We start from the raw sequence: 21044 nt of genomic DNA, 5'->3' as shown, positions 1-21044 counted from the left end.
ATGCGCGCGACGCTCTCGGCGCTGACGTCCCGCGGCCGGGCGTTCGTCGCCGCGGGACTGACGGTCCTCGTCGGCGGCCTCCTCCTCGGGCTCGACGTCCTTGTCCGGATCGGGGTGCTCGCGCTCGCGCTGCCGCTCGTCGCCGTGCTCGTCGTCGCCCGCAGCCGCAGCACCGTCAGCGCCTTCCGAGAGGTCACGCCTCCCCGCGTCCCCGCCGGCACCGACGTGGAGGTCGCGCTCCAGGTCGACGGCGGTGGGCACGGCGCCTCGGGGACCCTGCTCCTCGAGGACCAGCTCCCCGACGCTCTCGGCGGTCGGCGCCGCTTCAGCGTCGTGAGCCGCGGCAGCCAGTGGCACTGCCTCGTCCGGTACGGCGTCACACCCCGGCGACGCGGCTTCCATGCGATCGGCCCGCTCACCGTACGTGTCGGCGACCCGTTCGGGTTCTTGTCGGTGGGCCGCACCTTCCACGCGACGACGCCGCTGGTCGTGACGCCGACGGTTCACCCGCTCGGCCGCATGTGGGCCGGTGGCGTCGGCGCCGAGCGCGGCGATCACCGTGTGCGCCTCGGCGCCATCGGCCGGCCGGACGACGCTTCTGTTCGCGAGTACCGCACGGGGGACGACCTGCGCCGGATCCACTGGCGGACCACCGCCCGTACGGGTGAGCTGATGGTCCGGCGCGAGGAGGAGGGGCGGCACGCCGACGTCACCGTCTTCCTCGACACCCGCCGCGACGTCCACCGACCGGGCAAGGACGGCACGTTCGAGTGGGCGGTCTCTGCCGCCGCCTCGGTCGCCGCCCACTTCTCCGGCAACGGCTGGGACGTCCGGCTCGCGACCGACACGACAGACTCCCACGACTCGGCCCCCGACGAGCTCGGCCTGATCCTCGACGAGCTCGCGGCCGTACGGACCTCCGCCCGCCGCACCACCGCGCTCGTGCCCGCCGACGTCCTGGCCTCGCGAGGGACGGTCGTCGCAATCGTCACCGGTGCCGACCCCGAGGCGCTCGACCACCTCGACCGGTGCTCGACCGCGGCCGGACGCCGCCTCGCGCTGGTCCTCGACGCCGACGGCTGGCTGTCGCGCGCAGGCGTCGGCACCGGTGCGTCGGCCGACCTCGCCACGACCGCCCGTTCGCGCGGGTGGGACGCCGTCGCCGTCGGTGGCGGACAGAGTGTCGGCGACGCGTGGCGCGCGCTCGCCGTGATCGCGGCCAAGGACTCCGTCCGATGAGCGCCGCTCGTGCCGCGCACGCGGCCTGGACGGGTCTGTGGGTGTGGCTGCTCGCCGTCGCCGTCGGTGCCGGATTCGCTCCCCTGGTCGTGGACGGGTCCTTCCTCGCCGAGGGCGCGCTCGGTGCCGCCGCCGTCGTCCTCACCGGGGTCCTGCTGCGCGCCGTCGCCACTCCCCGCGCCCTCGTCGTCACCGGCCAGGCCGCGGTCGCCGTGGGTTGGCTCACCGCCGCGTACGGCGCGGGCACCGGCATCGCCGGCCTCGTCCCGACCGGTCGGACCGTGGAGCAGGCCCGGGCGATCGGCGAGGCGACCTACACGCACGCCCAGCGGTACGCCGCGCCCGTCCCCGACGCGCCGGCGCTCGACGCCACTCTCGCCACGCTGATCATCGTCGTCGCACTGGTGATCGACGTGATGGCCTCGGAGCTGCGCTGGACCCCCGCGCTCGGACTCGTGTTGCTCGCCGTCCTCATGATCCCGGCGACGCTGCTCGGCGGCGAGGTGCAGCCCTGGGCGTTCGTCCTCGGAGCGACGGCGTACGCGGCCCTGCTCGCCGTGACGCGGCGCGACGACACCGCGTACTGGGGGCCACGGATGGTCGGGACCACCGACGCCACGACGAGCATGCTTGCCCCCACCGCGCTCGCCCGGGTGGGGGCCTCGCTGCCCGCGGCGGGCATCACCGTCGCGGCCGTCGCGATCGCGATGCTCGTCCCAGCGCTGACGCCCGCAGCGTCCCAGAACCTGTTCGGTGGGGGCAGCAGCGGCTCCGGCGGCAACGGAACGGGCCTGGACAACCCCGTTCTCGACATGCGGCGCAACCTGCGCGGACAGAGCCATGAGGTGCTGCTCACGATGCAGGAGCTCGAAGGCTCTCCGCGGCCCCGCTACGTCCGGCTGGCCTCGCTCCAGTCGGTCGGCGCGCGCGGATGGACCCTCGGCGACCGGGTCGGCGCCGGTCAGGAGCTCGACGACGACCTTCCCGCCATCCCTGGCCTCAATGTCGGCGTGGGCCGGCGAGACGCCCGCTACTCCGTCGCGGTCTCGCCCGGGTTCGAGACCCGCTGGCTCCCTCTCGTCTACGCACCGAGCGCGATCACGCTCTCCGATCCCGAGGGCGTCGAGATCAACCGGAGCATGCTGGACGTCAGCCGCATCGCGCGGCTGGGGAGCTTCGCCGGCGAGACCTATGCGTTCGACGCGGTGCTCGCCCGACCCACTGAGAGCGACATGCGGACCGCACCGGCGTCGACCCTGACGATGTCCTCGTTCGTGGACCTCCCGAGCGGGACACCCGAGGTCGTCGCCGAGCGTGCGGAGGAGGTCACCGAGGGTGCCGACAACGCGTTCGACCGCGCAGTCGCCCTCCAGCGGTGGTTCCGCGAGGACGGTGGCTTCGAGTACTCCCTCGACCAGCGGGCCGGGTCCGGGATGGGGACGATCGAGGACTTCCTCACCGACGACCGGGTCGGCTACTGCGAGCAATTCTCGACCGCGATGGCGATGATGGCCCGCTCGCTCGGGATCCCCGCCCGCGTCTCGATCGGTTTCCTCTCCGGCGAGCCCGGCCGCGCCGCCGGCTCGTGGGTGTTCCGCGGGACCGACATGCACGCCTGGCCAGAGCTGTACTTCGCGGGGATCGGATGGGTGGCCTTCGAGCCCACTCCAGGCGGCAGCGGCTATGCGGCGCCGTCGTTCGCGGAGGGTGACCAGTCGGCCCCCACGGAGCCCGAGTCGTCGCTCGCACCGACCACGGCGCCGACGAACGCCCCCAACGCTTCGCAGGGTCGTGAGACCGGACCGGCATCCCAGGACGGTGCGGGCGACGCCTCGTCACGGATGGTGCTGCTCGTCGTCGTCGGCGTGGTGCTCCTGCTCCTTCTCGCCGCGCCTGCCGTCGTCCGCACCACCCGGCGTCACCGTCGCCTCCACGCAGGCGGCGGCGAGACGACGGTCGAGGACGCATGGGCGGAGGTCCGCGACACGGCGACCGATCTCGGCCTCGGCTGGACCGACGGCGCCTCACCACGCGCGACGGTTGCTCCGCTGCGCGCGCGGCTGCGCGACGACCCCGACATCCGTGGCGCGCTCGACACGCTGGTCGATGCCGTGGAGCGCAGCCGCTATGCCCCTGCGTACGAGCCCGTCGACCTCGCCGACGTGGTCAGCCGGCTGCGGACGGCAATGGCCGACACCACGTCACGAGGCCAGCACCTGCTCGCGGCCGTGCTCCCGAGATCGGTGCTCGCCGTCCGCGACCAGCGCGGGACGGCACGCGAGGCGGACGAGGTGCTGTCGTTGAGGGAGTGAGCTTGAGGGAGTGAGATGCGGGCGGTCAGGCGCCGGAGTCGCGGCGACGCTTCCAGCGCTCCTCCATGCGGTGCATGAAGGACTCCGAAGCGGGAGCACGGCTGGCTCCGTGACCCGGATGTGCCGGCGGCGCCTGGCGCGGGTCCGAGGGCGAGTCGACGTCTCGCGACTTCCAAGCAGTGAGGAAGAAGTAGGCGCCCGCGACCATCAGGACGAATCCGAGGACGCCCAGTGGCGTCGAAGCGGCGATCACGCCGGTCATGAGCAGACCGACACCGGCCACGAAGCCGATCGCCGCGAGAACGACGATCCGGCGTGCACGTGCCCGGAGCTTCGAGCCGCGCAAGGTCGACGCGAGCCTCGGGTCCTCCGCAGCGAGGGCATGCTCCAACTGCTCGAGCAACCTCTGCTCTTCCTCTGAGAGCGGCACTTCGGGCCTCCCTGACACTCGACCGGCCGTTGCCAGCACCTTCAGCGCCCAGTCTAGGCAGGCGCCCACGGCAACGCCACAGCACGGGCTATTGTTTGTCCGCACGGGGGCGTCGGTTCCCCCTCCCTGCCCTCGGAAGGACGTCGATGCTCCGCCTCACCGCGCTCGTCAGCTCTGCCACTCTCGTGCTGTCCAGCGCCCTTGTCGCGGTCGCCTCGGCCGCCCCGGCGACCGCGGCGCCCGCTGCCGCCTCGACTGCTGCGCCCACGGGCGTGCCCGCGTCGCTCGCCCGCGCGAAGGCGTCGAAGAAGGACCGGTTCTACCGCGCCACGACGCGTCCGGGCGATCGTGACCGTTCGGTGACCTCGATCAAGCACGTGCGCGAGCTCCAGTACCGCCTGCGTTGGGCCGGCGTCTACGGCGGCGCGGTCAACGGGACCTACACGGCACGCACCGAGAAGGCCGTCAAGAAGTTCCAGAAGCGGGTCGGGCTCAAGCGCACCGGCGTGGCCAACACCGCGACGTGGAAGCGACTCATCCAGAAGACGGTCCGCGGCAAGTCCAGCATCCCGAAGCGCTGCAAGTCGTCCGGCTGGCACGCCTGCTACGACCGCAATCGGCACCAGGTGGTCCTCTACAAGAACGGCACCCTCTGGAACTCCTGGCTCGTCCGCGGCGGCGCGTCGTCGTCCAAGACGCGCACCGGCTCGTTCTCGGTCTTCTTCCGCAGCAAGAGCCACGTCAGCTCGATCTACGAGGCCAAGATGCCGTACGCCCAGTTCTTCTCCGGGGGCCAGGCCTTCCACGCGTCGTACCTGATGATGGATCCGTTCGTGGGGCACAGCCACGGCTGCGTCAACATGTACATCCCCGACGCCAAGCAGCTGTGGGCACTGACGGCCAACAAAAAGCTCAAGGTCACGGTCTACGGCGCCTGGAGCTGATCCCCGCCCGGGCGCGGCGCGCTCACGCCCGGGCGATGACGTGCAGGGCGCCGGCGAGCTCTCGCAACCGGTGATCCGCGGCGGCGGCTTCTTCGAGCGACAGCAGTGCCTGACGGTCGGCCTCCGACTCGACGAGCGCCCTCGGGACGAGGTCGGCGAGCACGCGCACGCCGTCGGCGCTCTCGACGAGGAGCCCCTCGGACTCGATGAGCGCGACGAGCTCGACCAAGACGTAGCGGCGGGGCCCGTCGACCGTGCGGTCCCAGCCCTCGGCGTCGAGCGCAAGGAGCCGTCGGGCCCGTACGAGGTCGCCCGCCAGCGCTCGCGCCAGCACGGACCGGAGCCGGCCCGCGGCCAGGATGCTGGCGTGCCCGCCCGGCCGCAGCGCCCGCGCCACCGCGGCGAGCAACGCTGCCGGGTCGTCGACGACCTCGAGGATCCCGTGGCAGAGCACGAGGTCGACCTCGCCGTCCGCGACGTGCGCGCCGAGCTCGGACACGTCCGCCTGCACCTTGTCGATCCGAGCGGCGACGCCGGCAGCCGACGCGCGCTGGTCGAGCATCGCGAGGGCGTCGGCGCTGCGATCGACGACCAGCACGTCGTGGCCGCGCCTAGCCAGGTCTACGGCGCGCCCGCCGGTCCCACCACCGAGGTCGACGACCCGCAGAGGGCGTCCAGCGGTCTCCGCGATCGCGGCGAGCGTCGCGGCCACGACGTCGCTGGGACGTTCCGTGCGGGGCAACGATGACGGTTCACTCACCCGTCCACTGTCTCAACCCACACTGAGGGCGCGCCACCGCGAGCTGCCGACGCAGTACGGTCTCCCGTGTGAACGTCATGCATCCTCGGATCCAACAGGTCGTCGACGCGCTCGCCGCGCACGGAGTCGTCGATGAGGTCGTCCGCGTGCTCCCGGACTCCGCCCGTACGGCGCGTGAGGCGGCCCACGCACTCGGGGTCGAGGTCGGCGCGATCGCCAACAGTCTCGTCTTCGCCTCGGGCGGCGAGCCGGTGCTCATCCTCACGAGCGGGTCGCACCAGGTCGATACTGCCGTGGTCGCCGCCGCACACGGCATGGAGCCGCTGGAGCGGGCCGACCCCGCGTTCGTCCGCGCCTCGACCGGCCAGGTCATCGGCGGCGTCGCGCCGGTCGGGCACCCCCGTCCGATCCGGACCTTCGTGGACGTGGCGCTTCGCGACTACGACGTCGTGTGGGCGGCGGCGGGTCACCCGCACGCGGTGTTCGCGACCTCGTACGAGCAGCTGGTAGCGATCACCGGAGGGACGCCGACCGAGGTCAGCTGACCCGCCCAGACGAAAGGAGGAGGCGCCGGACGGGAGATCCGCTGGCGCCTCCGATGCCTCCCGCCCGGCCCGACCCCCGACGCGAGCCGGACGAGTGACATCGCAACCAGTGTGCAGCGGCCGGGCACCGACGCGCTATGGGCGTTCATACTCATTCCCTCCTGAGCACCCCGGGCCGTCCGAGCGCCCGCAGGCGGCGTTCGTCACCGCCGGACGTGTCGGTAGCCTGTCCGGGTGGCTGACGTGGTCGTGGTCGGAGGTGGGTTCGCCGGCATCGCAGCGGCCGTACGCATCGCCAAGCTCCGGCACCGCGTGACCCTCCTGGAGGAGTCCGAACGGCTCGGTGGCCAGCTCGTCCCGTACGAAAGCGCCGGCTGGTCGTTCGACCACGGATGGTCGGAGGTCACGCTCCCGGCGACGGTGCGCGACCTCTTCAAAAAGTCGGGCCGCCCGGTGGACCGTGTGCTCGACCTGGTCGCCCTGCCGGTCGCGCGCCGCCACGTGCTGGCCCGCGACATGGTCCTCGACCTCCCTACCGGGAGCCGCGGCGCCCAGACCGACACGATCGACGCGGTCCTCGGCAGCGGAGCCGGCGAGCGATGGACCAGATGGCTCGACGCCTTCGACGAGGTCTGGGAGGTGCTGCGACGGCACGCCCTCGAGCAACGGCTGGTCGGGCGTACGTCCTTCACCCGTGACCAGTGGCGCACGCTGAGCCCTCGCACCGGGCTGGAGCGCGCCGCTCGGCGCGCACTGCGTGATCCGTCGTTGCGCGCGATGGTGCTCGACCGCCACCGCCTCAACGGCCAGCAGCCCCGCGCGCTCCCTGCGTTCCTCGGCGTGTACGACCTGGTGGAGCGCTCCTTCGGACGGTGGCGGATCGACGGTGGCACGACCGCGCTCCTCGCCGCGCTCGAGAGGCGGCTGGAGGAGCGGCGCGTCGACGTCCGCCTCTCCACCCGCGCGCACGACGTCGTCGGCGCGAGCGCGGTGACCGGAGTCGTGACCGAGGGCGGCACGATCCGCGCCGACGTCGTGGTGTGGGCGGCACCGGGGCCCCCCGGAGGCCGCCAGGAGTGCGGGGCCCTCCCGCTCGTGCCCGCGGCACGGACGTACCTCGGGCTCGGCCCGCACGCCCCACGGCTCGTGCAGCAGACCGTGGTGCACGGCGGTACGCCGGTGCGCATCCTGCCGAGCGCGACCCATGCCGGCGACGGTCAGGCCTGGACGGTCGAGCACGTCGGCGCCGAGGATCCCCTCGTCAGCATGCGACGGCTCGGGATTGACGTCGAGGACCACGTCGTGCACCGCGAGGACGTCAGCGCGGTCGACCTCGTCCGCGGGGGTGCGCGATTCGGGTGGCAGTGGTCGGGCTGGCCTACGGCGTTCGCGGTGCCCGGAGTCGGCCCGCTGCGTCCGGGCTACCTGCGCGTCGGAGTCAACGCGCACCCGGGACCATCCACGGAGCTGGTCGCCCTCGGTGCGGCGGCCGCCGCCGAGACGCTCCGCCCGTGAGTTCGGCCGGTGTGGTCAGCGACGCGGCGTGGAGTCGCGCTCGGCGTGGCTCCACTCCTGGCGCAGCCCCGTGACGAGCGAGCCGAGGTAGCGCGGCCGCTCGATGCCGTCGTCCTCCACCTTGCACGCGGCGACCGCGAACGCGAGCACGACGAGCCCGCTCAACCACCACGCGACGACGAGCAGGTCGCCGCGGACGCCGACCTGCAGATAGCCGAGGGCACAGCCGACGAACACGGCGGCCCCGATCAGTCCGCCGAGCACCAGCATCCCCCGTTTGCGGTGCTGCTCCCGAGTCACGCTTTCAGGATCGCACCGGGAGGAGTCTCCCGCCGGACGTTGCACTCCCCGGCGGGTCGCGGCTCACACGACGGCGGCGTGAGCGAGGTTCTGGTAGATCTGCCGCGTCGCGCGGGACCGGTTGAGGGTGTAGAAGTGCAGCCCCGGCGCCCCCTGCTCGAGCAGGGTGTTGCACAGCTCGGTGGCGATCAGCGTGCCCTCGGCCCGCAGGCCATCCGGGTCGTCGACCCACGGCTCGAGGCGCGAGACCACCGATGCGGGGACGGGGTGCCCGGACAGCTCGGCCATGCGGGTGATCTGGGCGAGGTTGGTGACGGGCATGATGCCGGGCACGATCGGGATGTCGCAGCCGCGCGCCCGCACCCGCTCGACGAGCCCGAGGTAGTCGTCGGCGAGGAAGAAGAAGTCGGTGACCGCGAACTCCGCACCCGCGCGCGCCTTGGAGACGACGACCTCGGCATCGGCATCGAGGCCGGGGGCCTCGCGGTGACCCTTGGGGTAGGCGGCGGCGCCCACGCAGAACGTGCCGAGACCCGAGACCAGGGAGACGAGCTGGTCGCCGTGGTCGAGGCCGTCGGGATGGGAGGTCCACGGTGCGCCGGGACCGCCGACCGGGTCTCCGCGCAGCGCGAGGATGTTGCGCACGCCTGCCGCGGCGTACTGGCCCAGGACCGTCCGCAGGTCGTCGCGCGACTGCCCGACGCAGGTGAGGTGGCCGACGGGGCGAAGCGTCGTCTCGGTCGCGATGCGCTCGGTGATGCGGACCGTGCGGTCGCGCGTCGTGCCGCCCGCGCCGTACGTCACGGAGACGAAGGTCGGACGCAGCGGCTCGAGCTCACGGATCGCCGTCCACAGAGTCCGCTCGCCAGCATCGCTCTTCGGGGGGAAGAACTCGAACGAGAAGCTCGCCGTGGGTGCGGCGATGTCCTCGCTGAGACGGCGTGCGGTCGGCATGCGGCCCACCTTAGCCGCGGCGCGGGCGCGCGCCCGCGCCGCGATCAGCTCGTGGGACAGCGCGGGTAGGGTGACGAGCGTGAACGACGCCGCCGCCTTCGCCGTCCGGGTCGGCGAGGAGCTCGAGGCGTTCGCCGCCCTCCAGCGCGAGCGCCTCGCCCCCCTCGGACCTCGCCTCTTCCCCTTCCTCGACGCCGCCGAGGCGTCCGCGCGCGGGGGCAAGCGCCTGCGCGCGACGTTCTGCCGAGCCGGTTGGACGGTCGCCGGCGGGAGCGGTGACGAGGCAGCGGTGGTCCGCGCGTCGGCAGCGTTGGAGTGGCTCCAGGCCAGCGCGCTGGTCCACGACGATGTGATCGACGCGTCGCTGACCCGCCGCGGCAATCCGGCCGCGCACGCCGCGTTCGCGATCGCCCACCGCGAGCAGGGCTGGCAGGGCTCCCCCGAGGCGTACGGCACCGGCGCGGCGATCCTGCTCGGCGACCTGCTCCTGTCGTGGTCGGACGAGATGTTCCGTACGGCCGGCTTCGCGCCCGAGGTCGTCACACGCGCCACCCCGTACCTCGACGCCTGCAAGACCGAGGTCGTCGCGGGCCAGTTCCTCGACCTCGTCGGCGGCGCGATCGGGCAGAGCTCGGTGGACGAGGCGATGCGTGTCGTGCGCTACAAGGCCGCGAAGTACACCGTCGAGCGACCGCTCCACCTCGGTGCTGCCCTCGCCGGCGCACCCGCGCAGACGCTTGACGCCCTCAGCGCGTACGCGCTCCCGGTCGGGGAGGCGTTCCAGCTGCGCGACGACGTCCTCGGCGTCTTCGGCGACCCCGAGATCACCGGCAAGCCCGCGGGCGACGACCTGCGCGAGGGCAAGCAGACGGTGCTCGTCGCCCACGCCTACGAGCGCGCGACGCTCGAGCAGCGCGCCACGCTCGATCTCGGGATCGGCGATCCCGACCTCTCCCCCGCCGCCGTCGACGGGCTGCGCGACGTCATCCGCGACACCGGTGCGCTGCGGCGGCTCGAGGACGACATCGCGGCACTCGAGGACCAGGCCGCGGCTGCGCTCGCCCTCGCACCGCTCGCCCCGTACGCGGACGAGCTCGCCGACCTCGCGTCGCGGGCCGTGCGACGGACGGCGTGACGCGCGTCTCGAACGCCGCCTCAGAAGCCCAGGGCCTGCGCCCGCCTGCGGACCTCGCGTCCGCGCCCCTCACGCAGCGCGTCGACCGGTCGACCCGGCAGGGTGTCGTCGGCGGTGAACAGCCACTCCGCCGCTTCCTCGTCGGTGAAGCGTGCGTCGTCGAGCAGCACCAGGGTGCCGCGCAGGCCTTCGAGCGGGGCGGAGTCGGCGATCAGCAGAGCGGGGATGCGCGGGCGCGACGAGGACGCCGACCGTACGGCCAGGAGCTCCCTCTCGCGGATCCGCTGCCGTATGCGGCTCACCGTCGTCTCGAGCTCGGCGGCGGCCTCCTCCCACGTCAGCCAGTCGTCGATCAGCGCGTCGAGCCGGACAGCCGTCGTTTCGGTGCCGGAGGTGTCGTCTGCCATAGGACAAGACTCGCACGACGCCGTCGGCTCGCCTTCCACGGTCGGCTCCCCGGGCTCACCTACACTGAGGCGGGGCCGCCTGGCACGTCCACGCGCCCGCGCGAGGGCCGACCGCGACGCCCGACGTGGAGGAGGTGACCGTGACGACGACCGACGACGAGATGCTCGTGGGCCGCGTGATCGACGGCCGCTACCACCTTCGTCAGGTGCTCGCCCGCGGCGGCATGGGCACGGTCCTGCTCGCCACCGACACGCGCCTCGACCGTACGGTCGCTGTCAAGGTCATGCAGAACGCGGCCGGCGGCGACCAGGACTTCACCACCCGGCTGCAGGCCGAGGCGCGCGCCGCCGCTCGCCTCAACCACCCGAACGTGGTCGCCGTCTTCGACCAGGGTGACGACGCCGGGCTGCTCTATCTCGTGATGGAGTACGTGCCCGGCCACACCTTGCGCGACGTGATCAGCCGTGAGGCCCCGCTGCCGCCGCGGCGCGTGCTGACGCTGGTCGAGCCCCTCCTGCTCGCGCTGTCGGCGGCGCACGACGCCCGCATCATCCACCGCGACGTGAAGCCGGAGAACGTCCTCATCACCCCCAGCGGGCACGTGAAGGTCGCCGACTTCGGGCTCGCCCGCGCCATCACCGCGCGCTCCCAGGCGACGACGGGCGTGCTCATCGGCTCCGTCTCGTACCTGGCACCCGAGCTCGTCCTCAACGAGGGCGCCGACGCGCGCTGCGACGTCTATGCCGTCGGGGCGGTGATGTACGAGATGCTCACCGGCGCCAAGCCTCACACGGGCGAGACTCCGATCCAGGTCGCCTACCAGCACGTTCACGCCGACGTCCCCGCACCGTCGACGATGGTGACCGGCATCCCCCCGTACGTCGACGCCCTTGTCGCCCGCGCCACCGCGCGTGACCGCGACCAGCGCTCGGCGGACGCGCGCGTGCTGCTGCACCAGGTGCGACGGGTCCGTTCCGCGCTGGAGGCCGGGATCGTGGACGACGTCGAGCTCACCCAGGATCTGCGGCTCCACCGCATCGTGGCCGCCGGGAGCGACGACCTCCTCGAGGCCTCCACGCCGGAGGCGGCGCTCGCGACCACGGTCGCCGGTCACGACGCCTACGCCGGCTACGACGCCTCGGACACGATCGCGGCGACCCACGTGGCCGCAGGACCGCTGGTCGAGCCGTCGCCTCCGTACGACGCCGGCTACGAGGCGACGCGCACGGTCACCCGCGACTCCTCCGGCATCCCCACGGCCCCGGTCGATCCCGCGCGCACCCGTGCCGCGGCAGGACGTCAGCACCGTCGCGGGCGCCGCTTGCTGATCCTCGCGCTCGTGGTGGCGCTCGTCGCGGCAGGTCTCGGCTGGTGGTTCGGCGTCGCCCGTTACGAGTCCGCACCCGATCTGGTCGGGTTGACGCTCGCGCAGGCACGCACCGAGGGCCAGCAGGCCGGATACACGGTCGATACCGGCGACGAGGCCTACAGCGAGACCGTCGCCCGAGGCTCGATCGTCTCCACCGACCCCGGGCCGGGTGGGCGGATCCTTCCGGACGGGACGCTGACGCTGACGGTCTCGAAGGGCAAGGAGCGCTATCCCCTACCCGATCTCGAAGGCATGTCCGAGAGCGAGGCGGAGTCGGCACTGACCGACATCAAGGCCGTCATCGGGCAGGTGGACCGCAAGTACAGCGACTCGGTCGACCTGGGCGACGTGATCTCGATGTCGCTGCCGGTCGGGCGCATGATCCGGCCAGACACCGAGGTGGACCTCGTCGTGAGCAAGGGCCGACGACCCGTCGACGTCGTCGACTACACCGGCAAGTCGCTGAAGCACGCCCAGGCCAAGCTGGAGAAGGCAGGGCTCGAGGTGAAGGTGGAGCGGGTCCACGACGACGAGGTCCGCAAGGACGAGGTCATGGCCCAGGACCCCGCCGACGGCACCGCCTACAAGGGCGACACCGTCACGCTCACCGTCTCCGACGGCCCCCAGCCCATCGAGGTGCCGGGTGTCATCGGCAAGAACGTCGACGACGCGACGGCGATCCTGGAGGCCGCGGGGTTCAAGGTGAAGGTCGAGAAGGAGCGCATCCACTTCGGCAGCAACCTGGTGTCGCGTCAGTCCCCCGGCGGTGGGGACGAGGCCCCTCCGGGCTCGACGATCGTGCTGCGCATCGTCTGAGGCGAGATCGTTGCGACCGGACGATCAGCCTAGGATGGCGGCGTGTCCTCCCCCTCGACAAACCACCCTCTGACGCATGCCCGCAACCCGCTCGGGGCGCACGTTCCCGTCGGACCCGGCCTTGCCAAAGGCGCGTGGAAGGTCATGCGCGAGCTCGGCGGCGACACCCTCCAGGTCTTCACCGGCAACCCTCGAGGCTGGGCGCCGTCCTCGGGGGATCCGGCACAGGACACAGCATTCCGCGAACTCTGCGAAGCCGAGGGCGTGCCCGCGTTCGTCCACGCGCCGTACCTCGTGAACCTGGGCAGCCCGAGTGCCGCCACGTACGAGAAGTCCGTCGCCAGCGTGGCGCACAACCTCGGTCGTACAACCGCGATCGGCGCTCGCGGTCTCGTCGTCCACACGGGGTCCTGCGTCGACGACGGCACGTACGAAGCCGCGCTGCGTCAGGTCCGTGAGGGGCTCCTCCCGCTGCTCGACGCGCTTCCCGACGACGGGCCCCGCCTCCTGCTGGAGCCGACGGCCGGCCAGGGGCGCTCGCTGTGCGCGAAGGTCGACGACCTCGCGCCGTACCTGGAGGCACTCGAGCACCACCCGCGTGTCGGCATCTGCCTCGACACCTGCCACGCCTTCGCCGCCGGTGAGCCGCTGGACGAGCCCGACGGTGTCGCGTCGACCCTGGAGCGCCTGGTCGATATCGCCGGTCCCGGCCGGCTCGGGCTCGTGCACGCCAACGACTCGAAGGACGTACGCGGCAGCTTCAAGGACCGCCACGAGCGCATCGGCCAGGGCCACCTCGGTAAGGAGGCGTTCGCGGCGATGCTCGCCCACCCCGTCACCGAAGGCGTGCCGTTCGTCCTGGAGACGCCCGGCGGTGCCGACGCGTGGCGCGACGACCTCGCGCTCCTGGCAGCGCTCCGCCCCCAGTGAGCGCCACCGAACCGACGACGGAGAGGTCGTACGCGTTCCTGGCGGCGGGCGCGCTGCTCATCGTCACCGCAGCGTGGGGCTCGACGTTCTTCCTCATCAAGGACCTGGTGGAGGTCGTCCCTCCGGTCGACTTCCTCGCCGTCAGGTTCGCGATCGCGGCTGCCGCGCTGTTCCTGCTGCGGCCGCGGGCCGTGCTCGCGCTCGGCGGTGGGAGCCTGCGCCGCGGTGTGGTGCTGGGCCTCGTCTACGGCGGGGCGCAGATCCTGCAGACCGTCGGCCTCGCGCACACCGCCGCGAGCGTGTCGGGGTTCGTGACCGGCATGTACGTCGTCTTCACGCCGATCCTCGCCGCGCTCGTCCTTCGACAGCGGATCGGAGCGACAGTGTGGATCGCCGTCGCGGTCGCGACCGCAGGGCTGGCGTTCCTCTCGCTCGAGGGACTCGCGATCGGGTACGGCGAGGGCATCACCCTGTTGTCCGCGGTCCTCTACGCGCTGCACATCGTCATGCTCGGCGCGTGGACGTCCGCCCGGGAGGCGTACGCGCTCGCCGTCGTGCAGATGGCGGTGATCGCGGTGCTGTGCTTCGCGATCAGCGCACCCGGCGGCATCGTGCTCCCGCAGACCGGCGGCCAGTGGGTGAGCATGGTCTACATGGCGCTTGTCGCCGGCGCGTTCGCGATGCTTGCACAGACCTGGGCGCAGGCCCACCTCCCGGCGACCCGGGCGGCGATCATCATGTCGATGGAGCCGGTGTTCGCGGCGGCCTTCGCGATCGGGTTCACCGACGAGTCGCTGACCGTGCGCACGCTCGCCGGTGGTGGGCTGGTGCTCGCCGCGATGCTGCTTGCCGAAGCCGCCCCGCGACGGCACATCGAGGCCGAGGTCCCCCACCTCTCGCAATAGCGACCCGGGACGCGGAGAGAGTGACCCGGGAGCGAGGTGGGAGAGTCAGCGCAGGCGTTCGACCACGAACTCCATCGGCGGGTCCGCGATGACGGCCTGCGCCGCCACGACCTCCATCTCGCCCGCGCCCGTACGGCGGGTGTGGTTGAGGATCCCGTAGATCGACGAGGCGACCTTGCCGAGCGCGTCCGGCACGTCCATGCCGGACTGGAGCAGCCGCCCGAGGAACATCGAGGTCGTCGCGTCGCCCGACCCTGCGACGACGTTCATCTCCAGCTTCGGCGTCGTCACCACGTAGGCGCCCGAGCCGTCGACGGCGACCATCGAGATCGTCTCGTCGCTCGGGTCGAGCACCTCGACGGAGGTGACGAGCACGATCTGCGGCCCGCGGGCGCGCAGCGCATCGACGGCGGCCAGGAGCGCGTCGAGCGAGCCGACCTCCGCTCCGGTCAGCAGCTCGAGCTCGAACTGGTTGGGCGTCGTGATGTCGGCCGCCGGGATGATCCGGTCGCGCATGAGCTCGGCGATGCCGGGGCGGACATACACGCCGCGACCGCGGTCACCGATGACCGGATCGGCGCAGTAGACGGCCTCGGGATTGGCAGCCTTGACCTTCGCGACCGCGTCGAGGATCACCTCCGCGACCTCGGGTGACCCTTGGTAGCCCGACAGCACGGCATCGAGCTGCGGGAAGACGCCACGCTCCCCCACGCCGGTGATGACGTCGGCGACCTGCGACGCCTCGAAGACGGCGCCGCGCCACACGCCGTACCCGGTGTGGTTGGAGAAGGCGACCGTGTTGACCGGCCACGCGTCGACGCCGAGGCGTTGCAGCGGGAAGACGGCCGAGCTGTTGCCAGCATGGCCGTACGCGACGGAGGACTGGATCGAGAGGACCTGCACGACCGACAGCGTACGACGTGTCGTACGGTCGCAACGTGCGACCCGCAGACGACCACTACTTCTACCGCCCGTCCGAGGGCCACGGTCTGCCGCACGACCCGTTCAACGCGATCGTCGCTCCGCGCCCGATCGGCTGGGTCTCCACCCGCGGGACCGACGGCGTCGTGAACCTGGCGCCGTACAGCTTCTTCAATGCCTTCTCCTACGCGCCGCCGATCATCGGGTTCGCCAGCACGAGCCGCAAGGACAGCGTCGCGAACGCCGAGGCGACGGGCGAGTTCTGCTGGAACCTCGTCACCGAGGATCTGGCGGAGGCGATGAATGCGACGTCGGCGACCGTGCCGTCCGACGTCGACGAGATGGAGCTCGCCGGCCTCACCCCGGTGCCCGGCGACGTCGTGGATGTGCCGTACGTTGCGGAGTCGCCGGTCGCCTTCGAGTGCCGGACGTCGCAGGTCATCCGGCTGACCGCCGCCGACGGCAGCCCCGCCGAGAGCTGGCTGACGCTCGGCGAGGTCGTCGGGGTGCACATCGCGACCGACCTGCTGGTCGAAGGGGTCTACGACACGGCGGCCGCTCGCCCGCTGCTGCGCGCTGGCGGGCCGACCGCCTACTTCGGGATCCGGCCCGAGCAACGCCTGGACATGCGGCGCCCGCGCTAAGACGGCGGGCAGCCGGCGACGAGGCGCCGGTTTCATGCACCGAGCGCCAGGAATGCGTGGCGCTCGGTGCACACAAGCGGAGCCTCGTCAGCCCCGCGGCACGCGCAGGAAGCGCGTGCCGTCGAGGTCAGCGCCACCGCGCCCCTCGCTCAGCGCGGCAACGCGCAGCTTGCCGCGCAGGTCGCCGAGACACCGATGAGGAATGCTGAAGCGCACCACGTCACGACGCTGGTCGATCCGTACGCGGAACCCCTTGCAGCGCAGGTCCGACGGCTTCTCGTCCAGCTCCGTGAGCAGGCGCTTGCGTTGCTTGCCGTCCTTTGTCGCCATCGTCCACGCCCCGTACCTCTGCCCCCGACGGGTGAGGATGACGAGGCCCAGAGTGGTCTTGCCCCGTACGGCCTTCCGCAGGCTCACCACGCCGACGAGCCGCTTGTCACCGTTCACGACCTTGAGCGCCGTGATGTCGGCTCTCGCCGGTGACACCTCGTCCTCGTCGGTGAGAGTACGGGTCGCGGCCTGGGCCGGCAGCGCGGTAGCCAGGACGAGCGCTCCGGTCGACAGCAGGACGGCGAGGGCCTTGTTCATGGGAGACCTCCAGAGTCAGGGAGGTCCGATCATGGCGGGCGTGGCGAGCACCCCGCAATGGCGAGCTCAGCGCTCGCGCAGCATCTCCGCCACGAGGAACGCCAGCTCCAGCGACTGCGCACGGTTGAGACGCGGGTCGCACAGCGTCTCGTAGCGGTGCGTGAGATCGGCCGCCACGAGCTTGCCGCCGCCGCCGACGCACTCGGTGACGTCGTCGCCGGTCAGCTCGACGTGGACGCCACCGGGCCAGGTGCCGAGCGCACGGTGCACCTCGAAGAAGCCCCGCACCTCGTCGATGACGTCGTCGAACTCGCGCGTCTTGTAGCCGTTGTCGGTCGCGAACGTGTTGCCGTGCATCGGATCGGTGATCCAGGCGACCTGCACACCGGCGGCGTGAACCTTCTCGACCAGCTCGGGGAGCAGGTCGCGGATCTTGCCGGCGCCGAACCGTGTGACGAACGTCAGCTTGCCCGGTGTGTTGTCCGGGTTGAGCGTGCGGGCGTACGCCAGCGCGTCGTCCGGCGTCGTCGTCGGGCCGAGCTTGATGCCGACCGGGTTGGCGATGCGGCTCAGCAGCTCGACGTGGGCACCGTCGAGCTGGCGGGTGCGCTCCCCGATCCACAGGAAGTGGCCGGAGACGTCGTACGGCTTGCTGGTGCGCTGGTCGATGCGCGTGAGGGCCTGCTCGTACTCGAGGATCAGGGCCTCGTGCGACGAGTAGAAGTCGACCGTGTGGAACTCGTCGGGATCGATGCCGATCGCGTCCATGAACGCGAGCGCCTTGTCGATCTCGTCGCCGATCGACTCGTACTGGGCACCCACCGGGCTGTTGCGCACGAAGTCGGAGTTCCAGGCGTGCATCTTGCGCAGGTCGGCGTATCCGCCCTGGGTGAAGGCGCGCGCGAGGTTCAGCGTCGCCGCAGAGGCGTGGTAGACCTCGAGCAGCCGCTGCGGGTCGTGCGCACGAGCCTCGGGCGTGAAGTCGAAGCCGTTGACGGCGTCACCCCGGTACGCCGGCAGCGTCACGCCGTCGCGGGTCTCGGTGTCGCTCGAGCGGGGCTTGGCGTACTGGCCGGCCATCCGTCCAATCTTGACGACCGGCACGCTCGCGGCGTACGTCAGCACGACCGCCATCGACAGCAGCACACGCAGCTTGTTGCGGATGTTGTCAGCGTTGACGCCGTCGAACGTCTCGGCGCAGTCGCCGCCCTGGAGGACGAACGCCTCGCCGCGCGCCACCGCTCCGAGCTTCTCGCGCAGCTGGTCGGCCTCACCGGCGAAGACCAGGGGCGGCATCCCGCGAAGACGCTCCACGGCCGCGTCGCGTGCGGCGGTGTCGAGGTAGGTCGGCTGCTGCGCCGCGCCGAGGGCGCGGAGCTCTTCGAGGGTCGGGATGCTCACCCCGCCAGGGTACGACGCGCCTGCCAGCACCCGGGCGGCGTCTCGTCACCCGAGCACGGCAGAGACCGACGCGACGAGCTCGGGCGGCACCGTCTTAAGCCGTCCCACGGCCTCGGCCAGCCGTACGCGGACGATGTCGTCGCCACGCAGAGCGACCATCGCTCCCCAGTCCCGGTCGAGGACGGCTTCGACGGCCTCGAGGCCGTAACGGGTGCCGAGGATCCGGTCGTACGCCGTCGGCGGGCCGCCGCGCTGGGTGTGGCCGAGGACCACGGTGCGTGGCTCCTGCCCGCCCCGCCGCGCCATCTCCGCCGACAGCCACGCGCCGATGCCCCCGAGCTGCACGTGACCGAACGCGTCGGTGCCGCTGCTCGAGAGGACCTCCTCGCCGTCGACCGGCAGCGCCCCCTCGGCCACGACGACGATCGGGGCCCGTCCCCGGGCCCGTACGGCGGCACAGCGCGCGAGGACGTCGTCGACGTCGAACGTCTGCTCGGGGATCAGGAGCGCGTCGGCTCCGCCGGCCAGCGCCGCGCGCAGCGCGATCCACCCGGCGTGACGGCCCATCACCTCGACGACCATCGCGCGGTGGTGCGACTCCGCGGTCGTCCGGAGCCGGTCGACCGCCTCGGCCGCGATGGCGACGGCGGTGTCGTGGCCGATCGTGATGTCGGTCGCCGAGAGGTCGTTGTCGATGGTCTTGGGGACACCGACGACCGACACACCCGCCTCGGCGAGCGCGTGGGCGACGCCGAGCGTGTCCTCGCCTCCGATGGCGATCAGGGCGTCGCAGCCGGCCGCCTCGAGCCCCGCCCTGACCCGGGCGATGCCGTCGTCCATGCCCACCGGATTGGTACGGGACGAGCCGAGCATCGTGCCCCCGCGATCGAGGATGCCTGCGACGTCGTCCCGACCGAGCGGACGGACGTCGCCGTCGAGCGGCCCGCGCCATCCGTCACGGAAACCGACGATCTCGGCGGACGGCGCCGCCGCCGCACGCAGGACCACCGCCCGAAGGACGGCGTTCAGGCCGGGGCAGTCCCCGCCGCCCGTGAGTACTCCGATGCGCATCGCGCCCTCCCGTCCGCGCCAGCCCCCTCCGGACGCTACTCGTCGAGCCCGCGCTCGATGGCGTAGCGCACGAGCTCAACCCGGTTGTGGAGCTGGAGCTTGCGCAACGTGTTTTGCACGTGGTTCTGGACCGTGCGGTGGCTCAGGACCAGCCGCTCGGCGATCTGCTTGTAGGTGAGGCCCTTGGCGACCAGGCGCAGCACCTCGGTCTCGCGGTCGGTCAGCCGCGGCGCGTCGGGCTCGTCGGCCGGCGGCGCCTCCGAGAGGCGGCGGTACTCGCCGAGGACGAGCCCCGCGAGGCCGGGCGTGAAGACGCTCTCACCGCGGGCGACGGCCTGGACGGCGTCGAGAAGAGCCTCACGCGACGCCGACTTCACGAGATAGCCGCTGGCACCGGCCTTCACGGCGTCGAGCACGTCCTGCTGCTCGCCCGAGGCACTCAGGACGAGCACCTTGGTGTCGAGACCGCGCTGGGTCAGCTGCGCGGTCACCTCGACGCCGTCGGGCGCCGGGATGTTGAGGTCGAGCAGCAGCACCTCGGGCCGGGTGGCGACCACCCGGTTGATCGCCTCGGTGCCGGTCGCCGCGGTGGCCACGACCTCGAGTCCAGCCTCCGTCAGGTCGCGGGCCACGCCTTCACGCCACAACGGGTGGTCGTCGACGACCATCACTCGTACCATGCGCGGCACATTACCGTGCCGAGGCAGCGCCGGGCACACGCTGGAGCGGGACGACGAGCTCCCACTCGCATCCATGACCAGCCGTGTCGACCAGGACTGCCTTGCCGCCGAGGTCACGGAGCCTGCCGCGGATCGAGGCCGCGACACCGAGCCTGCCCTCTGCCTCCGCCCGCTCCAGGCGACCTTCGGGGATGCCGGGACCGTCGTCGCGGACACTCACGACGACCCTGTCGCTCTCAGCCTCGAGGAGGATCCAGGTCGAGGCCTCCGCGCCACCGTGGACGAGGGTGTTGGCGCGGCAGGCCAGCACGGCGGCCACGATCTCCCCCACCGTCGCCGCCGGCATCGTCACCGGCCGGCTCGGCGTCGCGACGCTGACCTTCGGCTCGGCGAGCCCGTCGAGCGCGCGCCCGAGGTCGGTCATCTCCCCGTCGCTGGCGGACTCCTCACGTGCCCGCGACTGGATCAGGCTACGCAGCGCGAGCTCCTGCTCGCCGGCCAGGCGTCCCAGCTCGGCCGCGTCGCCACCGATCTCGGCGCCCCTGCGCTGGACGAGCGCGAGGATCTGCAGGACGCCGTCGTGGACGGCGCGGGCCAGCCGCTCACGCTCGGTCGCCATCGCCGCGGCCCGCTCGGCCTCGACGCGTCGTACGGCCGAGACGCGCAGCGCGTGGGCGCAGTAGCCGACGAGCATGGCCGCCAGCACCATGAGGAAGATGTTGCCGACCGTCGACGAGTTGACCGTCGGGCGCATCGTGACGTCGACGCTCTGCACGATCGCCGTCGCGAGGAGGCCTCCGGTCACGCCCCAGCGCACCGCCCAGCACAGCACGACGGTCGTCACCCAGTACGTCGTCAGGGTGAACGTGTGCTCGGCCAGCATCTCGGGCGTGTGGACGTACTGGGTCGAACGCAGCAGCGCCAGCGTGACGAGCATGTCGACGATGAACACCCACGACGTGCGATGACGCGGCTCGTACAGCCAGGTGACGACGCCGGACCACACGACCATCACGCCGATCAGCACCCAGGCCGTGACCGGGTGCTCGAAGTCGCGCCACCGGGCCGCGTTGACGCCGACCGCATAGACGAGCGTGACCGCCCGCAGCACCGTGAGGACACGATAGAACTGGTCGTCCACCTGCTGCGCGGCGCGCGTGACGCGGTCCATCGCGCT

21 protein-coding genes are annotated in these 21044 nt (G+C 72.1%); 10 read left to right on the top strand and 11 right to left on the bottom strand.

From position 1 onward, the window contains the following. Together HCT63_RS18580 and HCT63_RS18575 are read left to right on the top strand one after the other, a co-directional pair. Entirely contained in the window at positions 1–1239 is a 1239-nt protein-coding gene (locus HCT63_RS18580) for a DUF58 domain-containing protein (RefSeq protein WP_167008379.1), read from the top strand. After that, positions 1236–3551: a DUF3488 and transglutaminase-like domain-containing protein gene (locus HCT63_RS18575; RefSeq protein WP_167008376.1), complete on the top strand. Its 2316-nt coding sequence runs from the start codon at positions 1236–1238 to the stop codon at positions 3549–3551. The genes HCT63_RS18580 and HCT63_RS18575 overlap by 4 nt, the downstream gene beginning before the upstream one ends. Before the next feature lie 25 nt (positions 3552–3576). Here HCT63_RS18575 and HCT63_RS18570 read toward each other — a convergent pair whose 3' ends face one another. Next, positions 3577–3981 (bottom strand): DUF3040 domain-containing protein, encoded by a 405-nt coding sequence (locus tag HCT63_RS18570; RefSeq protein WP_167008373.1) that lies wholly within the window; start codon positions 3979–3981, stop codon positions 3577–3579. Positions 3982–4127: 146 nt separating this feature from the next. Between HCT63_RS18570 and HCT63_RS18565 the strand changes: the two genes are divergently transcribed. Beyond that, positions 4128–4925: a L,D-transpeptidase family protein gene (locus tag HCT63_RS18565; protein ID WP_167008370.1), complete on the top strand. Its 798-nt coding sequence runs from the start codon at positions 4128–4130 to the stop codon at positions 4923–4925. Between the two features lie 22 nt (positions 4926–4947). On the opposite strand, the gene HCT63_RS18560 is transcribed toward HCT63_RS18565, so the two are convergent. After that, complete coding sequence (locus tag HCT63_RS18560) at positions 4948–5685, bottom strand: methyltransferase domain-containing protein (protein ID WP_208322514.1); 738 nt, start codon at positions 5683–5685, stop codon at positions 4948–4950. 77 nt (positions 5686–5762) lie between these two features. Between HCT63_RS18560 and HCT63_RS18555 the strand changes: the two genes are divergently transcribed. Continuing rightward, positions 5763–6230, top strand: a complete 468-nt coding sequence (locus HCT63_RS18555; protein ID WP_167009310.1) for a YbaK/EbsC family protein — start codon at positions 5763–5765, stop codon at positions 6228–6230. A gap of 234 nt (positions 6231–6464) precedes the next feature. Beyond that, positions 6465–7745, top strand: a complete 1281-nt coding sequence (locus tag HCT63_RS18550) for an FAD-dependent oxidoreductase (RefSeq protein WP_167008367.1) — start codon at positions 6465–6467, stop codon at positions 7743–7745. Positions 7746–7760: 15 nt separating this feature from the next. On the opposite strand, the gene HCT63_RS18545 is transcribed toward HCT63_RS18550, so the two are convergent. Both HCT63_RS18545 and metF read right to left on the bottom strand, forming a co-directional pair. Next, a complete protein-coding gene (locus HCT63_RS18545) occupies positions 7761–8045 on the bottom strand; it encodes a hypothetical protein (RefSeq protein ID WP_167008364.1) in 285 nt (94 codons plus the stop codon). Between the two features lie 63 nt (positions 8046–8108). Next, positions 8109–8999 carry a methylenetetrahydrofolate reductase [NAD(P)H] gene (metF, locus tag HCT63_RS18540; protein ID WP_167008361.1) on the bottom strand — a complete coding sequence of 297 codons (891 nt, stop codon included), beginning with the start codon at positions 8997–8999 and terminating at the stop codon, positions 8109–8111. Positions 9000–9078: 79 nt separating this feature from the next. On the opposite strand from metF, the gene HCT63_RS18535 reads away from it, so the two are divergent. Beyond that, entirely contained in the window at positions 9079–10134 is a 1056-nt protein-coding gene (locus tag HCT63_RS18535) for a polyprenyl synthetase family protein (RefSeq protein ID WP_208322513.1), read from the top strand. A 20-nt stretch (positions 10135–10154) separates the two neighbouring features. Here HCT63_RS18535 and HCT63_RS18530 read toward each other — a convergent pair whose 3' ends face one another. Then, a complete protein-coding gene (locus HCT63_RS18530) occupies positions 10155–10541 on the bottom strand; it encodes an Rv2175c family DNA-binding protein (RefSeq protein ID WP_167008356.1) in 387 nt (128 codons plus the stop codon). A 140-nt stretch (positions 10542–10681) separates the two neighbouring features. Here HCT63_RS18530 and pknB point away from each other — a divergent pair, with 140 nt between their 5' ends. Genes pknB through HCT63_RS18515 form a run of 3 tightly spaced genes read left to right on the top strand, consistent with a single transcriptional unit; the run spans position 10682 to position 14562 of the window. Then, positions 10682–12727, top strand: coding sequence for a Stk1 family PASTA domain-containing Ser/Thr kinase (gene pknB, locus HCT63_RS18525; protein WP_243843117.1), 2046 nt, complete (start codon positions 10682–10684; stop codon positions 12725–12727). A gap of 42 nt (positions 12728–12769) precedes the next feature. Continuing rightward, the gene (locus tag HCT63_RS18520) at positions 12770–13657 is read left to right on the top strand and encodes a deoxyribonuclease IV (protein ID WP_243843116.1); all 888 of its coding nucleotides are present in this window, start codon (positions 12770–12772) and stop codon (positions 13655–13657) included. Beyond that, a complete protein-coding gene (locus tag HCT63_RS18515; RefSeq protein ID WP_167008353.1) occupies positions 13654–14562 on the top strand; it encodes a DMT family transporter in 909 nt (302 codons plus the stop codon). The genes HCT63_RS18520 and HCT63_RS18515 overlap by 4 nt, the downstream gene beginning before the upstream one ends. Before the next feature lie 45 nt (positions 14563–14607). On the opposite strand, the gene pdxY is transcribed toward HCT63_RS18515, so the two are convergent. Next, complete coding sequence (gene pdxY / locus HCT63_RS18510) at positions 14608–15465, bottom strand: pyridoxal kinase PdxY (protein ID WP_167008350.1); 858 nt, start codon at positions 15463–15465, stop codon at positions 14608–14610. A 35-nt stretch (positions 15466–15500) separates the two neighbouring features. On the opposite strand from pdxY, the gene HCT63_RS18505 reads away from it, so the two are divergent. Next, positions 15501–16127, top strand: a complete 627-nt coding sequence (locus HCT63_RS18505) for a flavin reductase family protein (RefSeq protein WP_167008347.1) — start codon at positions 15501–15503, stop codon at positions 16125–16127. Between the two features lie 87 nt (positions 16128–16214). Here the strand turns inward: HCT63_RS18505 and HCT63_RS18500 are convergent, their stop codons facing one another. The 5 genes from HCT63_RS18500 to HCT63_RS18480 form a co-directional block, all read right to left on the bottom strand. Next, positions 16215–16715: a hypothetical protein gene (locus HCT63_RS18500; RefSeq protein ID WP_167008344.1), complete on the bottom strand. Its 501-nt coding sequence runs from the start codon at positions 16713–16715 to the stop codon at positions 16215–16217. Between the two features lie 66 nt (positions 16716–16781). Continuing rightward, complete coding sequence (locus HCT63_RS18495) at positions 16782–18116, bottom strand: 3-deoxy-7-phosphoheptulonate synthase class II (RefSeq protein ID WP_208322512.1); 1335 nt, start codon at positions 18114–18116, stop codon at positions 16782–16784. Positions 18117–18161: 45 nt separating this feature from the next. Further along, positions 18162–19187 (bottom strand): ATP-dependent 6-phosphofructokinase, encoded by a 1026-nt coding sequence (locus tag HCT63_RS18490; protein ID WP_167008341.1) that lies wholly within the window; start codon positions 19185–19187, stop codon positions 18162–18164. A gap of 35 nt (positions 19188–19222) precedes the next feature. After that, positions 19223–19867, bottom strand: coding sequence for a response regulator transcription factor (locus HCT63_RS18485; protein ID WP_167008339.1), 645 nt, complete (start codon positions 19865–19867; stop codon positions 19223–19225). Positions 19868–19877: 10 nt separating this feature from the next. Beyond that, a complete protein-coding gene (locus tag HCT63_RS18480) occupies positions 19878–21038 on the bottom strand; it encodes a DUF5931 domain-containing protein (RefSeq protein ID WP_167008335.1) in 1161 nt (386 codons plus the stop codon). Between the last annotated feature and the right edge of the window lie 6 nt (positions 21039–21044).

It is taken from the genome of Mumia sp. ZJ430 (assembly GCF_011751845.1).
In the GTDB taxonomy this organism is placed as follows: domain Bacteria; phylum Actinomycetota; class Actinomycetes; order Propionibacteriales; family Nocardioidaceae; genus Mumia.
This window is presented reverse-complemented; position numbering and strand designations above follow the sequence as displayed.

What these genes read in the sequence shown, in the direction of transcription:
- HCT63_RS18555 (WP_167009310.1), top strand. Translation starts at nt 5,763, where the DNA reads ATGCATCCTCGGATCCAACAGGTCGTCGACGCGCTCGCCGCGCACGGA.
- metF (WP_167008361.1), bottom strand. Translation starts at nt 8,999, where the DNA reads ATGCCGACCGCACGCCGTCTCAGCGAGGACATCGCCGCACCCACGGCG.
- HCT63_RS18485 (WP_167008339.1), bottom strand. Translation starts at nt 19,867, where the DNA reads ATGGTACGAGTGATGGTCGTCGACGACCACCCGTTGTGGCGTGAAGGC.
- HCT63_RS18565 (WP_167008370.1), top strand. Translation starts at nt 4,128, where the DNA reads ATGCTCCGCCTCACCGCGCTCGTCAGCTCTGCCACTCTCGTGCTGTCC.
- HCT63_RS18530 (WP_167008356.1), bottom strand. Translation starts at nt 10,541, where the DNA reads ATGGCAGACGACACCTCCGGCACCGAAACGACGGCTGTCCGGCTCGAC.
- HCT63_RS18480 (WP_167008335.1), bottom strand. Translation starts at nt 21,038, where the DNA reads ATGGACCGCGTCACGCGCGCCGCGCAGCAGGTGGACGACCAGTTCTAT.
- HCT63_RS18490 (WP_167008341.1), bottom strand. Translation starts at nt 19,187, where the DNA reads ATGCGCATCGGAGTACTCACGGGCGGCGGGGACTGCCCCGGCCTGAAC.
- HCT63_RS18580 (WP_167008379.1), top strand. Translation starts at nt 1, where the DNA reads ATGCGCGCGACGCTCTCGGCGCTGACGTCCCGCGGCCGGGCGTTCGTC.
- HCT63_RS18575 (WP_167008376.1), top strand. Translation starts at nt 1,236, where the DNA reads ATGAGCGCCGCTCGTGCCGCGCACGCGGCCTGGACGGGTCTGTGGGTG.
- HCT63_RS18500 (WP_167008344.1), bottom strand. Translation starts at nt 16,715, where the DNA reads ATGAACAAGGCCCTCGCCGTCCTGCTGTCGACCGGAGCGCTCGTCCTG.